Source organism: Massilia phyllosphaerae (assembly GCF_034659755.1).
Classification (GTDB): domain Bacteria; phylum Pseudomonadota; class Gammaproteobacteria; order Burkholderiales; family Burkholderiaceae_D; genus Telluria; species Telluria phyllosphaerae.
Genome location: NZ_JAXSQX010000003.1, coordinates 426738 through 444543, shown reverse-complemented (window position 1 = coordinate 444543; position 17806 = coordinate 426738). Strand labels below are relative to the sequence as shown.

Sequence of the window (17806 nt, the reverse complement as noted above, 5' to 3'; positions counted from 1 at the left end):
GAATTTTGCGGGTGCTAGGCTGGATTTATAACATCAAAACCGGTCCCGCATATGCAGCAGCGAACATAAGCGGGCCAACACGGAGACGCCATGCATATCCAGCCCAGCGCGCCCGCCCCGGACGCCATCCTCGACGACCTGTGCGCACGCCTCGGTACGCGCCAGGACCAGCTGCTGCCCCTGCTGCACGCGCTGCAGGACCGCCTCGGCTACGTCCCGCCCCACCTGGTCCAGCCGATCGCGCAGCATTTCAACCTGTCGCGCGCCGAAGTGCATGGCGTGATCACCTTTTATCACGACTTTCGCAGCGCGGCGCCGGCCGGCTGCGTGGTCAAGCTGTGCCGCGCCGAAGCCTGCCAGAGCATGGGCGGCGACCGGCTGCTGGCGCATGCGCAGCAGGCGCTCGGTTGCGGCCTGCACGGCCGCAGCGCGGATGGCGGCTTCGCGCTCGAACCCGTCTATTGCCTGGGCCTGTGCGCCAGCGCGCCCGCCATGACGGTCGACGACCAGGTGTTCGCCCGCGTGACGCCGGCGCGCTTCGATGCCGTGCTCGCCGATGTGACGCATCCCCAGACCGCGGAGGCCGTATGAGCACGCGCATCTATGTTCCCTGCGATTCGGCCGCGCTGGCCGTCGGCGCCGATGCGGTAGCCGCCAGGATCGCCGCCGAAGCCGCCCGCCGCGGACTCGACATCGAGATCGTCCGCAACGGCACCCGCGGCCTACTGTGGCTGGAGCCGCTGGTCGAAGTCGACACGCCTGACGGCCGCATCGGCTTCGGTCCGGTCGATGCCGCCGACGTCGCCGGCCTGTTCGATGCCGGCTTCCACGCCGGGTTCGACGGCAGCCATGCGCTCGCGCTCGGCCTGGTCGAACAGATCCCCTACCTGGCGCGCCAGCAGCGCTTGACCTTCGCCCGCGCCGGCATCACCGATCCGCTCTCGCTCGACGACTACGAAGCCCACGGCGGCTACCGCGGGCTGCGCAATGCGCTCCTGAAGACGCCGGAAGAAATCGTCGCCGCCGTGACGGCCTCCGGCCTGCGCGGACGCGGCGGCGCGGCCTTCCTCACCGGGATCAAGTGGAACACCGTGCTGAAGGCACCGGGCCTTGAAAAATACATCGTCTGCAACGCCGACGAGGGCGATTCCGGCACCTTCGCCGACCGCATCGTGATGGAAAGCGACCCTTACGTGCTGATCGAAGGGATGACCATCGCCGGCATCGCCGTCGGCGCCACGCGCGGCTACATCTACGTGCGCAGCGAATACCCGCACTCGATCCGGCAGCTGGAAGCGGCGATCGCGACCGCGACGCAGCGCGGCTACCTGGGGCGCAGCCTGCTCTGCAGTGGCCGCAGCTTCGAGCTCGAAGTGAGAAAAGGCGCCGGCGCCTACATCTGCGGCGAAGAGACCGCGCTGTTGGAAAGCCTGGAGGGCAAGCGCGGCATCGTGCGCGCAAAACCGCCGCTGCCGGCGCTGGCCGGCCTGTTCGGCAAGCCGACCGTGATCAACAACGTGCTGTCGCTGGCCACCGTGCCGATCATCCTCGACAAGGGCGCCCAGTACTACCAGGACTACGGCATGGGGCGCTCGCGCGGGACGCTGCCGATCCAGCTGGCCGGGAACATCAAGCATGGCGGCCTGATCGAACTCGCCTTCGGCGTCACGCTGCGCGAGATCCTGTACGAGTACGGCGGCGGCAGCGCATCCGGCCGCCCGATCAAGGCGGTGCAGGTCGGCGGGCCGCTCGGCGCCTACCTGCCGGAATCGCAGTGGGACACGCCGCTCGACTACGAAGCCTTTGCTTCGCTGTGGGCGGTGCTGGGCCACGGCGGCATCGTGGTCCATGACGACAGCGCCGACATGGCGAAGCTGGCGCGCTATGCGATGGAATTCTGTGCGGTGGAATCGTGCGGCAAGTGCACGCCCTGCCGCATCGGCTCCACCCGCGGCGTCGAGGTGATCGACAAGATCCGCGCCGGCACGCAACCGGCGCAGCAGGTGGTGCTGCTGCGCGACCTGTGCGACACCATGCTGTACGGCTCGCTGTGCGCGATGGGCGGCATGACGCCCTACCCCGTGCTGTCGGCACTGAATCACTTCCCGCAAGACTTCGGCCAGCCCAGCACCAATGAGCGCGCCGCCTAGGAGAACAAGATGATCGAAACCATCCTCAAACGCGACCTGGGCACGCCGCCTGCCGCCGTCTTCGCCGACGCCGATATCGAATACGTCACGCTGGAAATCGACGGCGAACGCGTGACCGTCCCCGCCGGCACCTCGGTGATGCGCGCCGCCGCCCTGCTTGAGATCAACATCCCGAAACTGTGCGCCACCGACAGCCTGGAACCCTTCGGTTCCTGCCGCCTGTGCCTGGTGGAGATCGAGGGCCGGCGCGGCTATCCGGCTTCCTGCACCACGCCGGTCGAGCCGGGCATGATCGTGCGTACGCAATCGTCGAAGCTGCAGCAGCTGCGCAAAGGCGTGATGGAGCTGTACATCTCCGACCACCCGCTCGACTGCCTCACCTGCCCCGCCAACGGCAATTGCGAACTGCAGGACATGGCCGGCGTCACCGGCCTGCGCGAAGTGAGATATGGCTACGACGGTGAAAACCATCTGAAGCTGAAGAAGGATGAGTCGAACCCCTACTTCACCTTCGATTCTTCCAAATGCATCGTCTGCAACCGCTGCGTGCGCGCCTGCGAGGAAACCCAAGGCACCTTCGCGCTGACGATCTCGGGACGAGGGTTCGATTCCCGCGTCTCCGCCGGCCAGAACGAGCCGTTCATGGAGTCGGAATGCGTATCCTGCGGCGCCTGCGTGGAAGCCTGCCCGACCGCCACGCTGCAGGAAAAATCGGTGATCTGGCTCGGTCAGGGTGAGCACAGCGTGACCACCACCTGCGCCTATTGCGGCGTCGGCTGCTCGCTGAATGCCGAGATGAAGGGCAACGAGGTGGTGCGCATGGTGCCGGCCAAGGACGGCAAGGCCAACGAGGGCCATGCGTGCGTGAAAGGCCGCTTCGCCTGGGGTTACGCCACGCACAAGGACCGCATCCTGAAACCGATGATCCGCTCGAAGATCACGGACCCGTGGAAGGAAGTCAGCTGGGACGAAGCGCTCGACTACGCCGCCTCCGAATTCAAGCGCATCCAGGCGAAATACGGCGTCGATTCGATCGGCGGCATCGTCTCGTCGCGCTGCACCAACGAAGAAGGCTACCTGGTGCAGAAACTGGTGCGCGCGGCGTTCGGCAACAACAACGTCGACACCTGCGCCCGCGTGTGCCACTCGCCGACCGGCTATGGTTTAAAGCAGACGCTGGGCGAGTCGGCCGGCACCCAGAGTTTCAAGTCGATCGAGCAGTGCGACGTGGTCCTGGTCATCGGCGCCAACCCGACCGACGGCCACCCGGTGTTCGGCTCGCGCATGAAGCGGCGGTTGCGCCAGGGCGCGCGCCTGATCGTGATCGATCCGCGCCGCATCGACCTGATCAAGTCGCCGCACGTGCGCGCCGACTACCACCTGCAGCTGCGGCCCGGCACCAACGTCGCCATCCTGTCGTCGCTGGCGCACGTGATCGTCACCGAGGGCCTGCTGGACGAAGCGTTCATTGCCGAGCGCTGCGAGGAACGCGCCTTCGCCCAGTGGCGCGATTTCGTGGCGCAGCCGGAGAATTCGCCGGAAGCGATGGCCGACGTCACCGGCGTGCCGGCCCAGCTGGTGCGCGAAGCGGCGCGCCTGTATGCGACGGGCGGCAACGCCGCCATCTTCTACGGCCTGGGCGTAACCGAACACGCGCAGGGCTCGACCGCCGTGATGGCGATCGCCAACCTGGCGATGGCGACCGGGAACGTGGGCCGCGAAGGCGTCGGCGTGAACCCGCTGCGCGGCCAGAACAACGTGCAGGGCTCATGCGACATCGGCTCCTTTCCGCACGAGCTGCCGGGCTACCGCCATGTGTCCGACAGCACCGTGCGCGGCGTGTTCGAGCAGGCCTGGGGCGTGCCGCTGCAGGCCGAGCCGGGCCTGCGCATCCCCAACATGTTCGAGGCCGCGCTGGACGGCAGCTTCCTCGGCCTGTACTGCCAGGGCGAGGACATCGTCCAGTCGGATCCCAACACCCAGCACGTGACCGCCGCGCTGCAGGCCATGGAGTGCGTGGTGGTGCAGGACATCTTCCTCAACGAGACCGCGAAGTTCGCCCACGTGCTGCTGCCCGGCTCGTCGTTCCTGGAAAAGGACGGCACCTTTACCAATGCCGAACGGCGCATCTCGCGCGTGCGCAAGGTCATGCCGCCGCGCGCCGGCTACGCCGACTGGGAAGTCACGGTGGCGCTGTCGAACCGCCTCGGCTATCCGATGGATTACCGCCACCCGTCCGAGATCATGGACGAGATCGCGATGCTGACCCCGACCTTCACCGGCGTCAGCTACGCGCGCCTGGACCAACTGGGCAGCATCCAGTGGCCGTGCAACGCCGACGCGCCGGAAGGCACGCCGACCATGCACATCAAGGAATTCGTGCGCGGCAAGGGCCGCTTCATCATCACCCAGTACGTCGGCACGTCCGAAAAGGTGACGCGCAAGTATCCGCTCATTCTCACCACAGGCCGCATCCTGTCGCAGTACAACGTGGGCGCGCAGACGCGGCGGACCGAGAACGTGCAGTGGCACGCCGAAGACCGCATCGAGATCCACCCGCACGATGCCCAGGAGCGCGGCATCGTCGAGGGTGACTGGGTCGGCATCGAAAGCCGCGCCGGCGCCACCGTGCTGCGCGCGCTGGTCACCGAACGCATGCAGCCGGGCGTGGTCTACACCACCTTCCACTTCCCGGAATCGGGCGCCAACGTGATCACGACGGAAAATTCGGACTGGGCCACCAACTGCCCCGAATACAAGGTGACGGCGGTGCAGGTGATGCCGGTGCAGCAGCCGTCCGAGTGGCAGCAGGCCTACCGGCGCTTCAATGCCGAACAGTTGCAGCTGGCCGAGGCGAACGCGGTACCGCCGGTGACGGCTTGAGGAGAACACAAGGATGAATATCGACCACCTGGTCACGATGGCCAACCAGATCGGCGGCTTCTTCGCCTCGTTCCCGGACCGCGAGGAAGCGCAGGTCGGCATCGCCACCCACATCGAGCGCTACTGGGCGCCGCGCATGCGGGTGCGGCTGTACGAGCACATGGACCGCGAGGAAGGCGCCGGCCTGGCGCCGATCGTGCTGGATGCGATGACCCGGCACCGCCGCCGGCAGGAGCTGCCGGTGGCGGAAAACACGTCGGTGCCGAAGGACGAGGATACCGGCGGGGATGCCGGCTGAGGCTTAGAGCGTCCAACAAAGCCTTCAGGGCAAGGGATGCGGCCTACCGACGCGGCGTCGAAGACAGTACGCTAGTACGGCGAGGCGACGCAACGCCGCCATGGAGGCTTTTGTTAGGCGCTCTTAGGCCGCGACGCCGGCTTCGTGCGCCTGCTGGTCGGCGTGGTACGACGAACGCACCATCGCGCCGACGGCCGCGTGCACGAAGCCCATCTCGTAGGCCTTCTCTTCGAACATCTTGAAGACGTCCGGGTGCACGTAGCGGCGCACCGGCAGGTGCGAGTTCGACGGCGCCAGGTACTGGCCGATGGTCAGCATGTCGATGTCGTGGGCGCGCATGTCGCGCATGACTTCCAGGATTTCCTCGTCGGTCTCGCCCAGGCCGACCATCAGGCCCGACTTGGTGACGGCGTTCGGGTACTTGGCCTTGAAGTCCTTCAGCAGGGTCAGCGAGTGCTGGTAGTCGGCGCCCGGGCGCGCTTCCTTGTAAAGGCGCGGCACGGTTTCCAGGTTGTGGTTCATCACGTCCGGCAAGCCGTCGGCGAAGATGTTCAGCGCCTTTTCCAGGCGGCCGCGGAAGTCCGGCACCAGCACTTCGATCTTGGTGTTCGGCGACAGCGCGCGCGTCTTGCTGATGCACTCGACGAAGTGGCCGGCGCCGCCGTCACGCAGGTCGTCGCGGTCGACCGAGGTGATCACGACGTAGCTCAGGCGCAGGTCGGCGATGGTCTTGGCCAGGTTGCCCGGCTCGTTGACGTCGAGCGGGTCCGGACGGCCGTGGCCGACGTCGCAGAACGGGCAGCGGCGGGTGCACTTGTCGCCCATGATCATGAAGGTCGCGGTGCCCTTGCCGAAGCATTCGCCGATGTTCGGGCAGCTGGCTTCCTCGCACACGGTCACCAGGTTGTTCGCGCGCAGGATGTCCTTGATCTCGTAGAAGCGCGACGAGGCCGTGGCGGCTTTCACGCGGATCCAGTCCGGCTTTTTCAGGCGCTCGTGCTGCTCGAGCGGGACGATCTTGATCGGGATGCGCGAGGTCTTGTTGGCGCCCTTCTGCTTGTCGCTGGCGTTGTAGGCGGCTGGTTCGGTGACGGGTGCGGCGACGGGTGCTGCCACTGCTGCAGCGATGCCGGTATCGATTTCGGAAGTCATGTGCTCTTGCCCCAAAGGGTGTCAGTTGGAGTTGATCGTTGCGGCTTCAGGTGCCGAAACAGGTGACGAAACGGGCGCCGGCCCGGTGCTTGCCAAGTGCCGCACCAGCGCATGCGCCAGGGCCTGCTGGACGTCGGCCAGCGGCGCTTCCACGCCCATGGTGCGCATGTCCACGGTGGCCAGCCCGGAATAGCCGCACGGGTTAATCCATGTAAAAGGAGACAGGTCCATCGCCACGTTCAGCGAGACGCCGTGGTAGGTGCAGCCGTTGCCGCGCACTTTCAGGCCCAGCGCGGCGATCTTGGCCCCACGGCGTGGACCTTCGGCGATGTAGATGCCGGGCGCGCCTTCGACGCGTTCACCCACCAGATTATACGCCGCCAGCACATCGATGACCGCCTGCTCGATCTTGTTCACGAACTGGCGCGCATACAGCTTGCCGCCGGGCTTGTTGCGGCGCAGGTCCATCAACAGGTAGATCACGACCTGGCCCGGTCCGTGGTAGGTCACTTCGCCGCCGCGGTCGGTCTGCACCACGGGCACATCGTGCGCGGGGACGCCGGGACCGCTCAGCAGGTGGCCGCGGTCGGCACCGAGGCCGAGGGTGAACACCGGCGGGTGCTCGACGATCCACAACTCGTCGCGCGTGTCCGGGGTGCGCGCATCGGTAAACGCGCGCATGTCGGCGAAGACGCTCTCGTAGTCGGCACGGCCAAGCTCGCGGACAAGCGGGCCACCAATGAGCGGGCCACCAATGAGGGGGCTGTCAACGGCCGGAGCGGCGGGACGATTCGCTTGCATGGAATTTAGAAGGGAAATGGGCTGCCCCGTCATTATAAGCCAGCCGCATTTCCTGTGCCCGCCTTTGCTTGGCCGGGCAGATGAGACGTTGCGCTGTTACAGCACGATCTTGACCATCGGGTGGCCGGAGAGGGCGGTGTACAGGGCATCCAGCTGCTCGCGGCTGGTGGCGCGCACGGTCACGGTCAGGCTGGTGTAGTTGCCCTTGCCCGACGGGCGGACTTCCATCTTGCCTTTGTGGAACTCCGGATCGTGGACGAGGATCACTTCGTGGATGGTGTCGGCAAAGGCGTCATGCGTGGCGCCCATCACCTTGATCGGGAAATCGCTGGGGTATTCGATGAGGGATTCTTTGGGGTCCATGGCCGCTCCATTTAAAAGTGCATTGTAGCCAAACTCGGGACACGGCGTTGGCAGGGCGCCGGGAAGCCTGGCCGAGACAGTTCGATTCTTTTGATTGTTTTGTTTTTGCTGTTTTTTCAGATTTTTTCTTTTGTTTCGCTTGTTCTGTTTATATGTAATTCTTAGTATATAATTTCTAAAATTACAACTTACTTATGATACGTATGCTGAATAACTGGCAGATTTGGGATGAATATATTTCCTAGCGTAAACAAAAAAGCCTTGTCGCGTTTCCACGGCAAGGCTTTGATGACATTCGAAGGTGCCGCGAAGGCCCGGTGAACCGAGTGGCTCAGCGCTCGCGCTGGTCCCGTCCGCGCGCCTCGACATGCGCACGCTGGCCTGCATCGGCGCGCTGGACCGCTGCAGGGGGCGGAGCAGGGCGCGCGGCCGCCACCGGCGGCGGTGCCGGCATGGCCGGACGCGGCGCCGGCGCCATGGCGGGCGGGGCGGGTGCCGGGGCAGGCGCTGCCGGCGGCGGTGTGAAGCGCTGCGGACGCTCGCCGTCGCCGCGGTGGCCGCGCTCGGGGCGCTGCTCGAAACGCGGTTCGGTGCGCGCTTCCAGCACCGGTTGCGCCGGCGCGGGTATCGCCTGGACCGGTGCGCTCTGCGCCGGACGGTTGCGGCGCATCTCTTCCAGCTGTTCGCGCCGGTCCGAACGCTGCCAGCCCTGGCTGCGCCACTCGGCACGCGGGTCGCTGCGTTGATCAACACGGCCCTCGATCTGGCCCGGCTGCAGCACGCCCTGCGGCGGCACGGTCGTGATCGGCGCCGGCGCCGGCTGGCGCGGCGGCGGACTGACAATGGTGCCCGCCTGCGGCGACTGGCGCGGCGGCGGGCTGACGATCGACAGGCCCTGGGCCGACTGCGTCTGGCGCTGCGTCTGCGACATCAGCGCCCCCAGTCCGCTGCCCTGGCGCACGAAACCGTCGCGCTCGACGCGGCCGGTATCGATGCGGTTGGCATCGGCACGCTCATCGCCACGGCGGCCCTCGAAGCGCTCACCACGCTCACCACGCTCGCCGCGGTCGCTGCGATCGCCGCGGTCACCGAAGCGGCGATCGCCGCCACGGTCGCCGTCACGGCGCTCCCAGCCCGGGCGCTCGCCGCGCTGCGGACGGTTCGGCGGTGCCGGTGGCGCGCTGGCCAGCGGCACGCCAGCGCCCACGTTGGTGTTCAGCACCGGCGGCGCGGTGGCGATCGGCGCGCGCGATACATTGATCCGGCCCGGCTGGCGGAAGCGGTCCTGCGGCACCACCGTCAAGCCCTGCGGCCGGAAATCGCGGCCGCGGCCGCGGTCGCGGTCACGGTCATGATCGCGGCCGCCGCGCGGGTCATTGCGCACGTGTCCGTTGAGCCAGCGCAGGTGGTTGTCCGAGGTCCGGTAACCCGGCACGTAGCGGTCGTGCCACGACAGCGGATACCAGCCGTAGCCCGGCGCGCGGGTGCGGTCGCGGAAGGTGATATCCCAGCCGGCGCCGCCGACCCAGCCGACCAGCGCCGGCGCCCACACCGGGCGGCCCTCGCGCCGGCCCGGTGCCCAGGCCCAGCGGTTGCGCACCTGGATCCAGCGGCCGTAGTGGAAGGGCGCATAGCCCCAGGGCGCGTTGTCGACCCAGGTCCAGCCCCACGGATCGAGCCAGGTCCAGCTGCCGTCGCGGTAGGGCACCCAGCTCGTGGCCACGGTGGGCAGCCAGACCGGGCCGTATTCGGCGTCGGTGCTCCAGCTGCCGTAGCGGTCGAGGTCTTCGTAGCCGGTCATTTCGGTGCCGACGTAGCGTGCCGAGACCGAGGTTTCATCGATGCGGTCGCGTCCGGCCGCCCAGTCGTCGAAGGCGTCGCGCTGGGCGGCGAGGGTGCGTACGTCGTCGTCGCTGAAGTCGGCGCCCTTGCCGGCGCGCACCGTCAGCTGCGAGCCGCCGCCTTCGACCAGCGCCACGCCGTCGAACACGTTCACGCTGCTGGTGTCGCGCACGCGCTCGGCATCGATGCGCAGGCTGCCGGGCTGCTGCAGCTGGACGCGCGCCTGCGCCGTGGCCAGTTCGAAGCCGGGCAGCAGATCCGGGTTGCGCACGCGGATGTTGGCGCTGCCGTAGTGCAGGCGCAGGCGCAGGGTGGCGTCGTCCAGCTGCAGGATCTCGAGCGAGGAATCGCCGTCCAGGCGGATCGAGGTCGAGCCGATGCGCAGCTCGGTGCGGGCGCCCGGCGCGGTACTGATCATGTTGCCCGAGGTGACCGGCCAGTTGACCTGGGCCGCCATCATTTCGGCGCCGACGTCGTCGGCGATGCTGACCTGGCCCTGGGTCAGCGCCACCCGGCCGACCTGGGCCGGGACATCGTCCAGGTCGGCGGCCAGCGCCAGCGAGGTCAGGCCGGCCAGGGCCAGCAGGGTCAGGGAAGGTAGGACTCGGTTGCGCATGGTCTCTCCAGGCTCGGGCTTGCTATGTGTATGGACGCAGCGCGTCTACCTGATTACAACGCACGAGCGTTCGAAAGGACAACGTGCGTTACAAACGGTTGCGAAAACCGTCGCAACGGCACCATCAGGCGCCCGATGCGGCGCGCGCAAGACGCCTCAGGCGGCGTGGCGCTTGACGAAGAACAGCAGGGCGCCGACCACGATCAGCACGCCGCCAAAGAAACGGTTCTGGGCCTTGACCGCGCGCTCGTCGCGGAAAAAGCGCTGCATCGACGAGGCCAAAAAGGCGTAGCCGTGCATCACGGTGGCGTCGATGGTGACCATGGTCACCGCCAGGATCGCCAGCTGCGGCAGCACCGGCGCCGTCGGCGCAATAAAGCTCGGCAGCACCGCGACCATGAAGATGATCCCTTTCGGGTTCGTGGCGTTGGTCAGGAAGCCGGTCAGCACGCGCCGGCCGAAGCTCGGATGGGCCGCCATGCCGGCGGTCGACACGTTGGTGGCGTGCGCCTTGGCGCGCCACTGGCCGATGCCGAGCCAGATCAGGTACAGGGCGCCGATGGTCTTGACCACGGTGAAGGCCACTTCGGACGCCAGCAGCAGCGAGCCGACGCCGGCGCCGGCGATGACCAGCACCAGGATCAGGCCGAGCTGCAGTCCCAGCACGGTGGCACTGGCTTTACGGACGCCGTAGGCGAGGCCGTGCGACATCGATAGCACCGCGCCCGAACCGGGAGAAATGGCGATTAGGGTGCCGGCGATGACGAAAGCGATCCAGGTGGCGAAGCTCATGCTGGGAAAGAAATCTGGGAATGAGGAATGAAAAAGAGGCGCAACGCCCGGTCGTCCGTGCGTTGCGGCCTCTCTGGTACGGCAATTACTTCTTTTTCTTCGGGTTGACGGCGGCCTTCAGGGTGGCGCCGGCTGCGAAACGCGGGGTCTTCGACGCAGCGATCTTCATCGCTTCGCCGGTGGCCGGGTTGCGGCCCTGGCGGGCAGCGCGCTTGGTGACCGAGAAGGTGCCGAAGCCGGTGATCCCGACCGTGTCGCCTTTTTTCAGGCGCTCGGTGATGATCTCGATGACGGTGTTCACTGCGTCGTTGGCAGCGGCACCCGACATCTCGGTACGCTTCGCAAATTCAGCGATCAGTTCGCCTTTCTTCATAAATCCTCCGGGGGTAAAAGAGCCGGAAGATTAGCATAATTAATTGCTATATGTAATGTTCTACCGGGCTACGGGTCGGCCGTAAGCCCTTTACTGACGCGGTTTCTGCGGTGTCGACCCTTCAAGCGGCACCCGCGGCCCCTTCCAGGCGCCCGCGCAGGGCGGCGTTGATCAGCGTCTGGTAGCCGGTCCCGGTGCGCTCGGCGCGCGAGCGGAACTCGTCCAGCACCTCGTCATCCAGGTAGATGGTGATGCGGGTCTTGCGCTTCGGCGGACGGGTACGGCGGCGGGGTGCGGTCGGCAGGTCGACATTGCTGTTCATTGCATCTCCTTTGGTCGGTAAAGGCTGCTGCACCGCAGCCGATGGTCCAACTATACGTATTCGCTCCCCATGGCGGCATGGAAAGCGACGAGTTGCAGATTTGCGGGGATGAAACGCAAATAATGCGTCTCAGGCGCGTGCGGACATGACGCCTGAAGCGTGTGCAAGGGGGCGATGCATGTCGGTTAAGATGTGGCCATATTGACATTTGGAGGTAGGCCAATGGCTGCAGGAAGTTTACTGGCACTAATCGACGATATCGCCAGCGTGCTCGACGACGTCGCCCTGATGAGCAAGGTGGCTGCCAAGAAAACCGCCGGCGTGCTGGGCGACGACCTGGCCCTGAATGCCCAGCAGGTCACCGGCGTGAATGCCGACCGCGAACTGCCGGTGGTGTGGTCGGTGGCGCTCGGCTCGCTGCGCAACAAGGCGATCCTGGTACCGGCCGCGCTGGCGATCTCGGCATTCTTGCCGCAGGCGATCACGCCGCTGCTGATGCTGGGCGGCGCCTATCTATGCTTCGAGGGTTTCGAGAAGCTGGCCCACAAATACATGCATAGCGCGGCCGAGGATGCGGCGCACGAGGAAGAACTGGTGACGGCGATGGCCGCCGGCACGGACATGCGCGCGGTCGAGCAGGACAAGATCAAGGGCGCGGTGCGCACTGACTTTATTTTGTCGGCGGAAATCATCGTGATCGCGCTGGGCGTCGTCAATGAAAGCGGTACCAGCTTCGGCGCCCAGGTCGCGGCGCTGGTCGCGGTCGCCCTCGCGATGACGGTCGGCGTGTACGGCCTGGTGGCGGCGATCGTCAAGATCGACGACGTCGGCCTGTGGCTGAGCAAGAAGCCCGGCGCCGCCGCGCGCGGCGTCGGCAACCTGCTGCTGGCGGCGGCGCCGCGCCTCATGAAGGCGCTGTCGGTGATCGGCACCGTCGCCATGTTCATGGTCGGCGGCGGCATCATCGGCCACGCGGTCGAACCGCTGCACCACCTGGCGGAGAGCGCGGCCCACGCGGTGTCGGGCGTGCCGGCGGTCGGCGGCCTGCTGGCGGCGGTCACTCCGACCGTGATCGATGCCGTGGCCGGGGTCGTCGTCGGCGCCGTCGTGCTGCTGGTGGTGACGCTGGTGCAGCGCCTGCGCGGCAAGCACTGAACTTGCACTGAAAAGAACCTTTCCCGGCGCGCCGACTCCAAGGTAAAAGGGGAGGAGGCTGCGTCATGCAGGAAACCCGCTTGCGCCTGCACCTGGCTCTCGGTGCAGCGCGGATGTCGACCTGGGATGCCACGGTCGTCGACAGCAAGGTCACCGACGGCGTCGTCTCGTGGTCGCCCGACGGTGCGGCGCTGATCGGCCTGGCGCCAGTCGAGCAGCAGCAACCCTATCTCGACTTCCTGGCGCGGGTCCATCCGGACGAACGCGCGCACCTGGTCCACTACATGCAGCTGCGCGTCGACCAGGGCGCCCCCTACCATTGCGAATACCGCGTGCTGATGCCGGACGGCATGGTGCGCTGGATCGGCTGCCGCGGCATGGCGGTCTACGAAGACGGCATCCCGGTGCGCACGCTCGGCTTGATCTGGGACGATTCGCCACGCAAGCAGCAGGAAGCCGAGCTGGCCGAACAGAAGGAGCTGGCCGAAGTGACGCTCGGCTCGATCGGCGACGGCGTGATCGCCACCGATGCGCGCGGGCGCGTGCGCTTCATGAACCGGGTCGCCGAGGAACTCACCAGCTGGAACGGCGACCAGGCCGCCGGCATCGACGTCGCCCATGTGGTGCGGCTGCTGGACGAAGCCGACGGCAGCGAGATGGAAAACCCGGTGCACCGCTGCCTGCGCGAACGCAATGCCGTCGGCGTGAGCTCGCATGCCCAGCTGCTGGCGCGCGACGGCCGGCGCATGGCCATCGAGGATTCCTCGGCGCCGATCTGGGGCCGCGACGGTACGATACTGGGCGCGGTGGTGGTGCTGCACGACGTCACCCACGAACGCAAGCTGGCCCACCAGCTCAGCTGGCAGGCTTCGCACGATCCGCTGACCGGGCTGATCAACCGGCGCGCCTTCGAGGTGGCGGTAAGCGATGCGTTGCGCAGCGCCAAGGACGACGGCCATCACCACGCGCTGCTGTACATGGACCTCGACCGTTTCAAGATCGTCAACGACACCTGCGGCCATGGCGCCGGCGACCTGCTGCTGCAGACCTTGTCCCGCCTGCTGCAGCGGCGCATGCGCGAGAGCGACGTGCTGGCGCGGCTGGGCGGCGACGAGATGGGCGTGATCCTGTCGTTCTGCCCGCTGCCGCGCGCGCTGGCGCTGGCCGACGAACTGCGCCAGACGGTCAAGGATTTCCGCTTCGTCTGGGGCGAACGCGTGTTCGAGATCGGGGTGTCGATCGGCATGGTCGAGATCAGCGAGCACAGCAAATCGGTGACGGAACTGCTGGTCGCCGCCGACCAGGCCTGCTACATGGCCAAGGAGCAGGGCCGCAACCGCGTGCACGTGTACCGCGAGAGCGATGCCATGCTGGCGCGCCGTCAAGGCGAGCTGCAATGGGTGTCGCGCCTGACCGAGGCCCTCGAAAAGAACCAGTTCCGCCTGTTCTCGCAGCCGATCGTGGCACTCAACGGCAGCGTCAATGGCGCCGCCAACGGCCACGCCGCCGGGCACCAGGAAGTCCTGCTGCGCATCGCCGGCGCCGGCCGCCTCGATCCGGGCGCGACCAGCGACGGCCTGATCCTGCCCGGCGCCTTCATTCCCGCCGCCGAGCGCTACGACCTGATCGTGCCGCTCGACCGCTGGGTAGTCACCCACGTCTGCCGCCACATCCAGGCAGAACGGCGCCGCGCCGACGGCAGCCGCAAGGCCCAGCTGTACGCCCCCATGTATTCGGTCAACCTGTCCGGCACCTCGCTCGGCGACGACGGCATGCTGGCCCACATCCAGTCTGAAATTGCGCTCCACGGGATCGATCCAGGCCAGCTGTGCTTCGAGATCACCGAGACCGCCGTCATCGCCAACCTGCCCAAGGCCCAGGAATTCATCGCCTCGCTGCGCGCGCTGGGCTGTCATTTCTCGCTGGACGATTTCGGCAGCGGGTTGTCCTCGTTCGCCTACCTGCGCACCCTGCCGGTCGACTACCTCAAGATCGACGGCCTGTTCATCCGCGGCATCGCCGGCAATGACATCAACCGCGCGCTGGTCAAAGCCATCAACGAGGTCGGCCACGTGATGGGCATCCGCACCGTGGCCGAATACGTCGAAGACACGGAAACCCTGGCAGCGGTGCGCGCCCTCGGCATCGATTACGCCCAGGGCTACGCGGTGGGCCAGTTGCGCCAGCTGTCCTGAACGCTGCCCCATCCGGGTGCACGGCCGGCCAGGCACGCTCCCTGCCCATGCACTTCATGCACCATGCATGAGCAAGTGTTGCGCCATTACAAACATGCAAGTTGATTTGTTTGACAACGATCATACCCACAGCCCAGTATCAATACAGGGCTTACCACCAGTAAAGCCCTGACCTCCGTGTCACGTTCCCATCAGGCATGACCGCACGGCTTCATTTCATTCGCAGACAAGAATAAGGAAGCAACGATGCAACAACGATTTGTACCGGAAAAGACCGCACTCGCCCTGGCGATTGCCACCCTGTTTGCCGCGGGCTCGGCCCAGGCCCAGGCCCAGGACACGGCAGGCGCAAGCAGCGCCGCCACCGTGGTCGTGACCGGCACCCGGGTCGCCAACCGCAGCGCGCTCGACACCGCCTCGCCGGTCGACGTCATCTCGGCCGACACCCTCAAGAATACCGGGTCGACCGACCTGAACCAGTCGCTGGCGGTGGCGCTGCCGGCGCTGAACTTCCCGCGTCCGGCGATCACCGACGGCACCGACACCGTGCGCCCGGCCACGCTGCGCGGCATGTCCCCCGACCAGAGCCTGGTGCTGGTCAATTCCAAGCGCCGCCATGCGGCCTCGCTGGTCAACCTGAACGGCAGCATCGGACGTGGTTCGGCCGCGGTCGACCTCAACACGATTCCGTCCGCCATCGTGCGCAGCATCGAAGTGCTGCGCGACGGCGCGGCCGCCCAGTACGGCTCGGATGCGATTTCCGGCGTGATCAACGTCCGCCTGCGCACCGACCGCAGCGGCGGCGAAGGCACCTTCACCTTCGGCGAGCGCAAGACCGACTACAGCATGCTGAATGGCGGCGCGCCGGCGGACGCCACCTGGGGTCCGGGCCCGACCTCGCGCTCGCGCACCGATGGCCAGAGCCGCACCCTCAGCGCCTGGAAGGGCCTGCCGTGGGGCGAGACTGGCTACATCACTATCGCCGGCGAAGTGAAAAGCCAGGAACACACCGAGCGCAGCGGCTACGACCTGCGCCAGCAGTACGCCAAGGTGAACGGCGCCTACGACCCGCGCGAGCAGACCGTCAACCGCTACAACGCCTGGTACGGCGAACCGGAGATGAAGCAGAAGACCCTGTTCGTCAACGCCGGCAACAACCTGTCGGGCGACGTCAAGGTCTACGGCTGGAGCAGCTACCAGCTGCGCGACGCCCAGTCGGCCGGCTACTTCCGCCTGGCGCAGGACGCGCGCAACGTGCAGGCGATCTATCCGGACGGCTTCCTGCCGATCATCGCGCCGACTGTCGAAGACTTCAGCGCCGCCGCCGGCATCAGCTGGACCGTCGGCGACTGGGACCTCGACACGTCGCTGGTGTACGGCCAGAACCGGATGAACTACGACGTCGTGCACACGCTCAATGCGTCCTACGGCGCGGCCAGCAAGACCAGTTTCGACGCCGGCGGTTACAGCTACAACCAGCTGGTCTACAACCTGACCGGGGTGCGCAAGTTCGACGTCAGCGGCCTGGCGTCGCCGGTGAACCTGGCGCTCGGCGTCGAGGCGCGCCGCGAAGGCTACGAATTGCACGCCGGCGAACCGACCTCCTGGAACAATGGCGGCGTGCGCGTGAACGGCGCCGCGGCCGCATCCGGTGCCCAGGTGTTCCCGGGCTTCCGTCCGCAGAACGCCTCCGACAGCTCGCGCACCGCGCTCGGCGTGTTCGCCGACCTCGAGGCGAATCTCACCGATAAACTGCTGGCATCGGCGGCAGTGCGCGGCGAGCGTTACAACGACTTCGGCAGCAACCTGTCCGGCAAGCTGTCCGCCCGCTACGACTTCGCCAAGAGCTTCGCCCTGCGCGGCGCGGTGCAGAACGGCTTCCGCGCACCCTCGCTGCAGCAGCAGAACTTCACCTCGACCTCGACCAACTTCATCGACGGCGTCCCGTACGAGATCACGACCTTCAAACCGTCGGATCCGGTCGCGGTGGCGCTCGGCGCCAAGCCGCTGAAGGCCGAGAAGTCGACCAACTACTCGCTCGGCGCGGTGATGCGCTTCGACCCGGTCAGCATCACCGTGGACGCCTACCGCATCGACGTGCGCGACCGCATCGTGCTGTCCGAAAACCTGACCTCGGCCGCGGTGCGCAACTACATCGTGTCGCAGGGCTTCGCCGGCGTCGGCGGCGGCCGCTTCTTCATCAACGGCGTGCGCACCCGCAGCGAAGGCGTCGACGTGGTCGCCAACCTGCCGTGGAACGCCGGCGCCGTGGGCCGCTTCGACTTCACGCTGGCCGGCAACGTCAACCGCACCAAGGTGACCCGGGTGCCGACCACCGCCCAGCTGGCGGCGCTGAACCCGGCGCCGGTGCTGTTCGACCGCGTCAACGTGCTGACGCTGGAAGAAGGCCAGCCGAAGAACAAGATCGTCGCCAGCGCCAACTGGAAACTGGCGCAGTGGGGCGTGACCGCGCGCGCCACCCGCTACGGCAAGGTGCTGTCGCCCGGGACTACGGCCGCCAACGACGTCACGCTTGATCCGCACACCATCGTCGACCTGGAAGGCCGCATCGCGCTTACCAAGCAGCTGAGCCTGGCGGTGGGCGCCGACAACGTGTTCGACCAGTATTCGGAAACGCTGCCGTTCCGGGTGAACACCACCAACAACGCGCCGTTCTCGAACTACACGCCGTTCGGCAACAGCGGACGTTATATCTACGCGCGCGCCAACTACACCTTCTGATCGTTATTGCGTGCGATGACGCGCCTTGCCTGGCAGGGCGATGAAGGGTAGCAGCAGCGATAAAGGGTGGACGGCTTGCCGTTCACCCTTTATCTTTTTATTTCGCCCATCTGCGCCCTTTA

At 66.8% G+C, this 17806-nt stretch carries 14 protein-coding genes; 7 read left to right on the top strand and 7 right to left on the bottom strand.

Annotated features, from left to right (window positions below; all coding sequences use genetic code 11):
* Positions 1–90 precede the first annotated feature (90 nt).
* From U1H99_RS14600 to U1H99_RS14585, 4 genes are read left to right on the top strand one after another with little or no spacing between them, the layout of a single operon-like run.
* Positions 91–591 (top strand): formate dehydrogenase subunit gamma, encoded by a 501-nt coding sequence (locus tag U1H99_RS14600; protein WP_323142450.1) that lies wholly within the window; start codon positions 91–93, stop codon positions 589–591.
* Positions 588–2150, top strand: a complete 1563-nt coding sequence (locus U1H99_RS14595) for a formate dehydrogenase beta subunit (protein WP_323142449.1) — start codon at positions 588–590, stop codon at positions 2148–2150. Before U1H99_RS14600 ends, U1H99_RS14595 begins: the two co-directional genes overlap by 4 nt.
* 9 nt (positions 2151–2159) lie before the next feature.
* Positions 2160–5033 carry a formate dehydrogenase subunit alpha gene (fdhF, locus tag U1H99_RS14590; protein WP_323142448.1) on the top strand — a complete coding sequence of 958 codons (2874 nt, stop codon included), beginning with the start codon at positions 2160–2162 and terminating at the stop codon, positions 5031–5033.
* Positions 5034–5046: 13 nt separating this feature from the next.
* Positions 5047–5331 carry a formate dehydrogenase subunit delta gene (locus U1H99_RS14585; protein ID WP_141836575.1) on the top strand — a complete coding sequence of 95 codons (285 nt, stop codon included), beginning with the start codon at positions 5047–5049 and terminating at the stop codon, positions 5329–5331.
* Positions 5332–5454: 123 nt separating this feature from the next.
* Here U1H99_RS14585 and lipA read toward each other — a convergent pair whose 3' ends face one another.
* The 7 genes from lipA to U1H99_RS14550 all read right to left on the bottom strand — a co-directional run bounded on the left by lipA (position 5455) and on the right by U1H99_RS14550 (position 11592).
* Complete coding sequence (lipA, locus tag U1H99_RS14580) at positions 5455–6483, bottom strand: lipoyl synthase (protein WP_323142447.1); 1029 nt, start codon at positions 6481–6483, stop codon at positions 5455–5457.
* A 21-nt stretch (positions 6484–6504) separates the two neighbouring features.
* The gene (gene lipB / locus U1H99_RS14575) at positions 6505–7317 is read right to left on the bottom strand and encodes a lipoyl(octanoyl) transferase LipB (protein ID WP_323142446.1); all 813 of its coding nucleotides are present in this window, start codon (positions 7315–7317) and stop codon (positions 6505–6507) included.
* A 63-nt stretch (positions 7318–7380) separates the two neighbouring features.
* Positions 7381–7647, bottom strand: a complete 267-nt coding sequence (locus U1H99_RS14570; RefSeq protein ID WP_141836569.1) for an HP0495 family protein — start codon at positions 7645–7647, stop codon at positions 7381–7383.
* A gap of 331 nt (positions 7648–7978) precedes the next feature.
* Positions 7979–10105: a DUF6600 domain-containing protein gene (locus tag U1H99_RS14565; RefSeq protein ID WP_323142445.1), complete on the bottom strand. Its 2127-nt coding sequence runs from the start codon at positions 10103–10105 to the stop codon at positions 7979–7981.
* A 156-nt stretch (positions 10106–10261) separates the two neighbouring features.
* Positions 10262–10897 carry a LysE family transporter gene (locus U1H99_RS14560; protein WP_323142444.1) on the bottom strand — a complete coding sequence of 212 codons (636 nt, stop codon included), beginning with the start codon at positions 10895–10897 and terminating at the stop codon, positions 10262–10264.
* An 85-nt stretch (positions 10898–10982) separates the two neighbouring features.
* Entirely contained in the window at positions 10983–11270 is a 288-nt protein-coding gene (locus U1H99_RS14555) for an HU family DNA-binding protein (protein WP_141836563.1), read from the bottom strand.
* Between the two features lie 121 nt (positions 11271–11391).
* Positions 11392–11592 (bottom strand): BrnA antitoxin family protein, encoded by a 201-nt coding sequence (locus U1H99_RS14550; protein ID WP_323142443.1) that lies wholly within the window; start codon positions 11590–11592, stop codon positions 11392–11394.
* Between the two features lie 222 nt (positions 11593–11814).
* On the opposite strand from U1H99_RS14550, the gene U1H99_RS14545 reads away from it, so the two are divergent.
* The 3 genes from U1H99_RS14545 (at position 11815) to U1H99_RS14535 (ending at position 17684) form a co-directional block, all read left to right on the top strand.
* Positions 11815–12747: a DUF808 domain-containing protein gene (locus tag U1H99_RS14545; protein ID WP_323142442.1), complete on the top strand. Its 933-nt coding sequence runs from the start codon at positions 11815–11817 to the stop codon at positions 12745–12747.
* A gap of 65 nt (positions 12748–12812) precedes the next feature.
* Positions 12813–14942, top strand: coding sequence for an EAL domain-containing protein (locus U1H99_RS14540; protein ID WP_323142441.1), 2130 nt, complete (start codon positions 12813–12815; stop codon positions 14940–14942).
* A 246-nt stretch (positions 14943–15188) separates the two neighbouring features.
* Positions 15189–17684: a TonB-dependent receptor plug domain-containing protein gene (locus tag U1H99_RS14535; RefSeq protein ID WP_323142440.1), complete on the top strand. Its 2496-nt coding sequence runs from the start codon at positions 15189–15191 to the stop codon at positions 17682–17684.
* Positions 17685–17806 lie beyond the last annotated feature (122 nt).

Excerpts from the sequence above, each read along its gene's own strand:
- fdhF (WP_323142448.1), top strand. The coding sequence starts at position 2,160 with ATGATCGAAACCATCCTCAAACGCGACCTGGGCACGCCGCCTGCCGCC.
- U1H99_RS14560 (WP_323142444.1), bottom strand. The coding sequence starts at position 10,897 with ATGAGCTTCGCCACCTGGATCGCTTTCGTCATCGCCGGCACCCTAATC.
- U1H99_RS14545 (WP_323142442.1), top strand. The coding sequence starts at position 11,815 with ATGGCTGCAGGAAGTTTACTGGCACTAATCGACGATATCGCCAGCGTG.
- U1H99_RS14535 (WP_323142440.1), top strand. The coding sequence starts at position 15,189 with ATGCAACAACGATTTGTACCGGAAAAGACCGCACTCGCCCTGGCGATT.
- U1H99_RS14570 (WP_141836569.1), bottom strand. The coding sequence starts at position 7,647 with ATGGACCCCAAAGAATCCCTCATCGAATACCCCAGCGATTTCCCGATC.
- lipA (WP_323142447.1), bottom strand. The coding sequence starts at position 6,483 with ATGACTTCCGAAATCGATACCGGCATCGCTGCAGCAGTGGCAGCACCC.
- U1H99_RS14565 (WP_323142445.1), bottom strand. The coding sequence starts at position 10,105 with ATGCGCAACCGAGTCCTACCTTCCCTGACCCTGCTGGCCCTGGCCGGC.
- U1H99_RS14600 (WP_323142450.1), top strand. The coding sequence starts at position 91 with ATGCATATCCAGCCCAGCGCGCCCGCCCCGGACGCCATCCTCGACGAC.
- U1H99_RS14540 (WP_323142441.1), top strand. The coding sequence starts at position 12,813 with ATGCAGGAAACCCGCTTGCGCCTGCACCTGGCTCTCGGTGCAGCGCGG.
- U1H99_RS14550 (WP_323142443.1), bottom strand. The coding sequence starts at position 11,592 with ATGAACAGCAATGTCGACCTGCCGACCGCACCCCGCCGCCGTACCCGT.
- U1H99_RS14585 (WP_141836575.1), top strand. The coding sequence starts at position 5,047 with ATGAATATCGACCACCTGGTCACGATGGCCAACCAGATCGGCGGCTTC.
- lipB (WP_323142446.1), bottom strand. The coding sequence starts at position 7,317 with ATGACGGGGCAGCCCATTTCCCTTCTAAATTCCATGCAAGCGAATCGT.
- U1H99_RS14595 (WP_323142449.1), top strand. The coding sequence starts at position 588 with ATGAGCACGCGCATCTATGTTCCCTGCGATTCGGCCGCGCTGGCCGTC.
- U1H99_RS14555 (WP_141836563.1), bottom strand. The coding sequence starts at position 11,270 with ATGAAGAAAGGCGAACTGATCGCTGAATTTGCGAAGCGTACCGAGATG.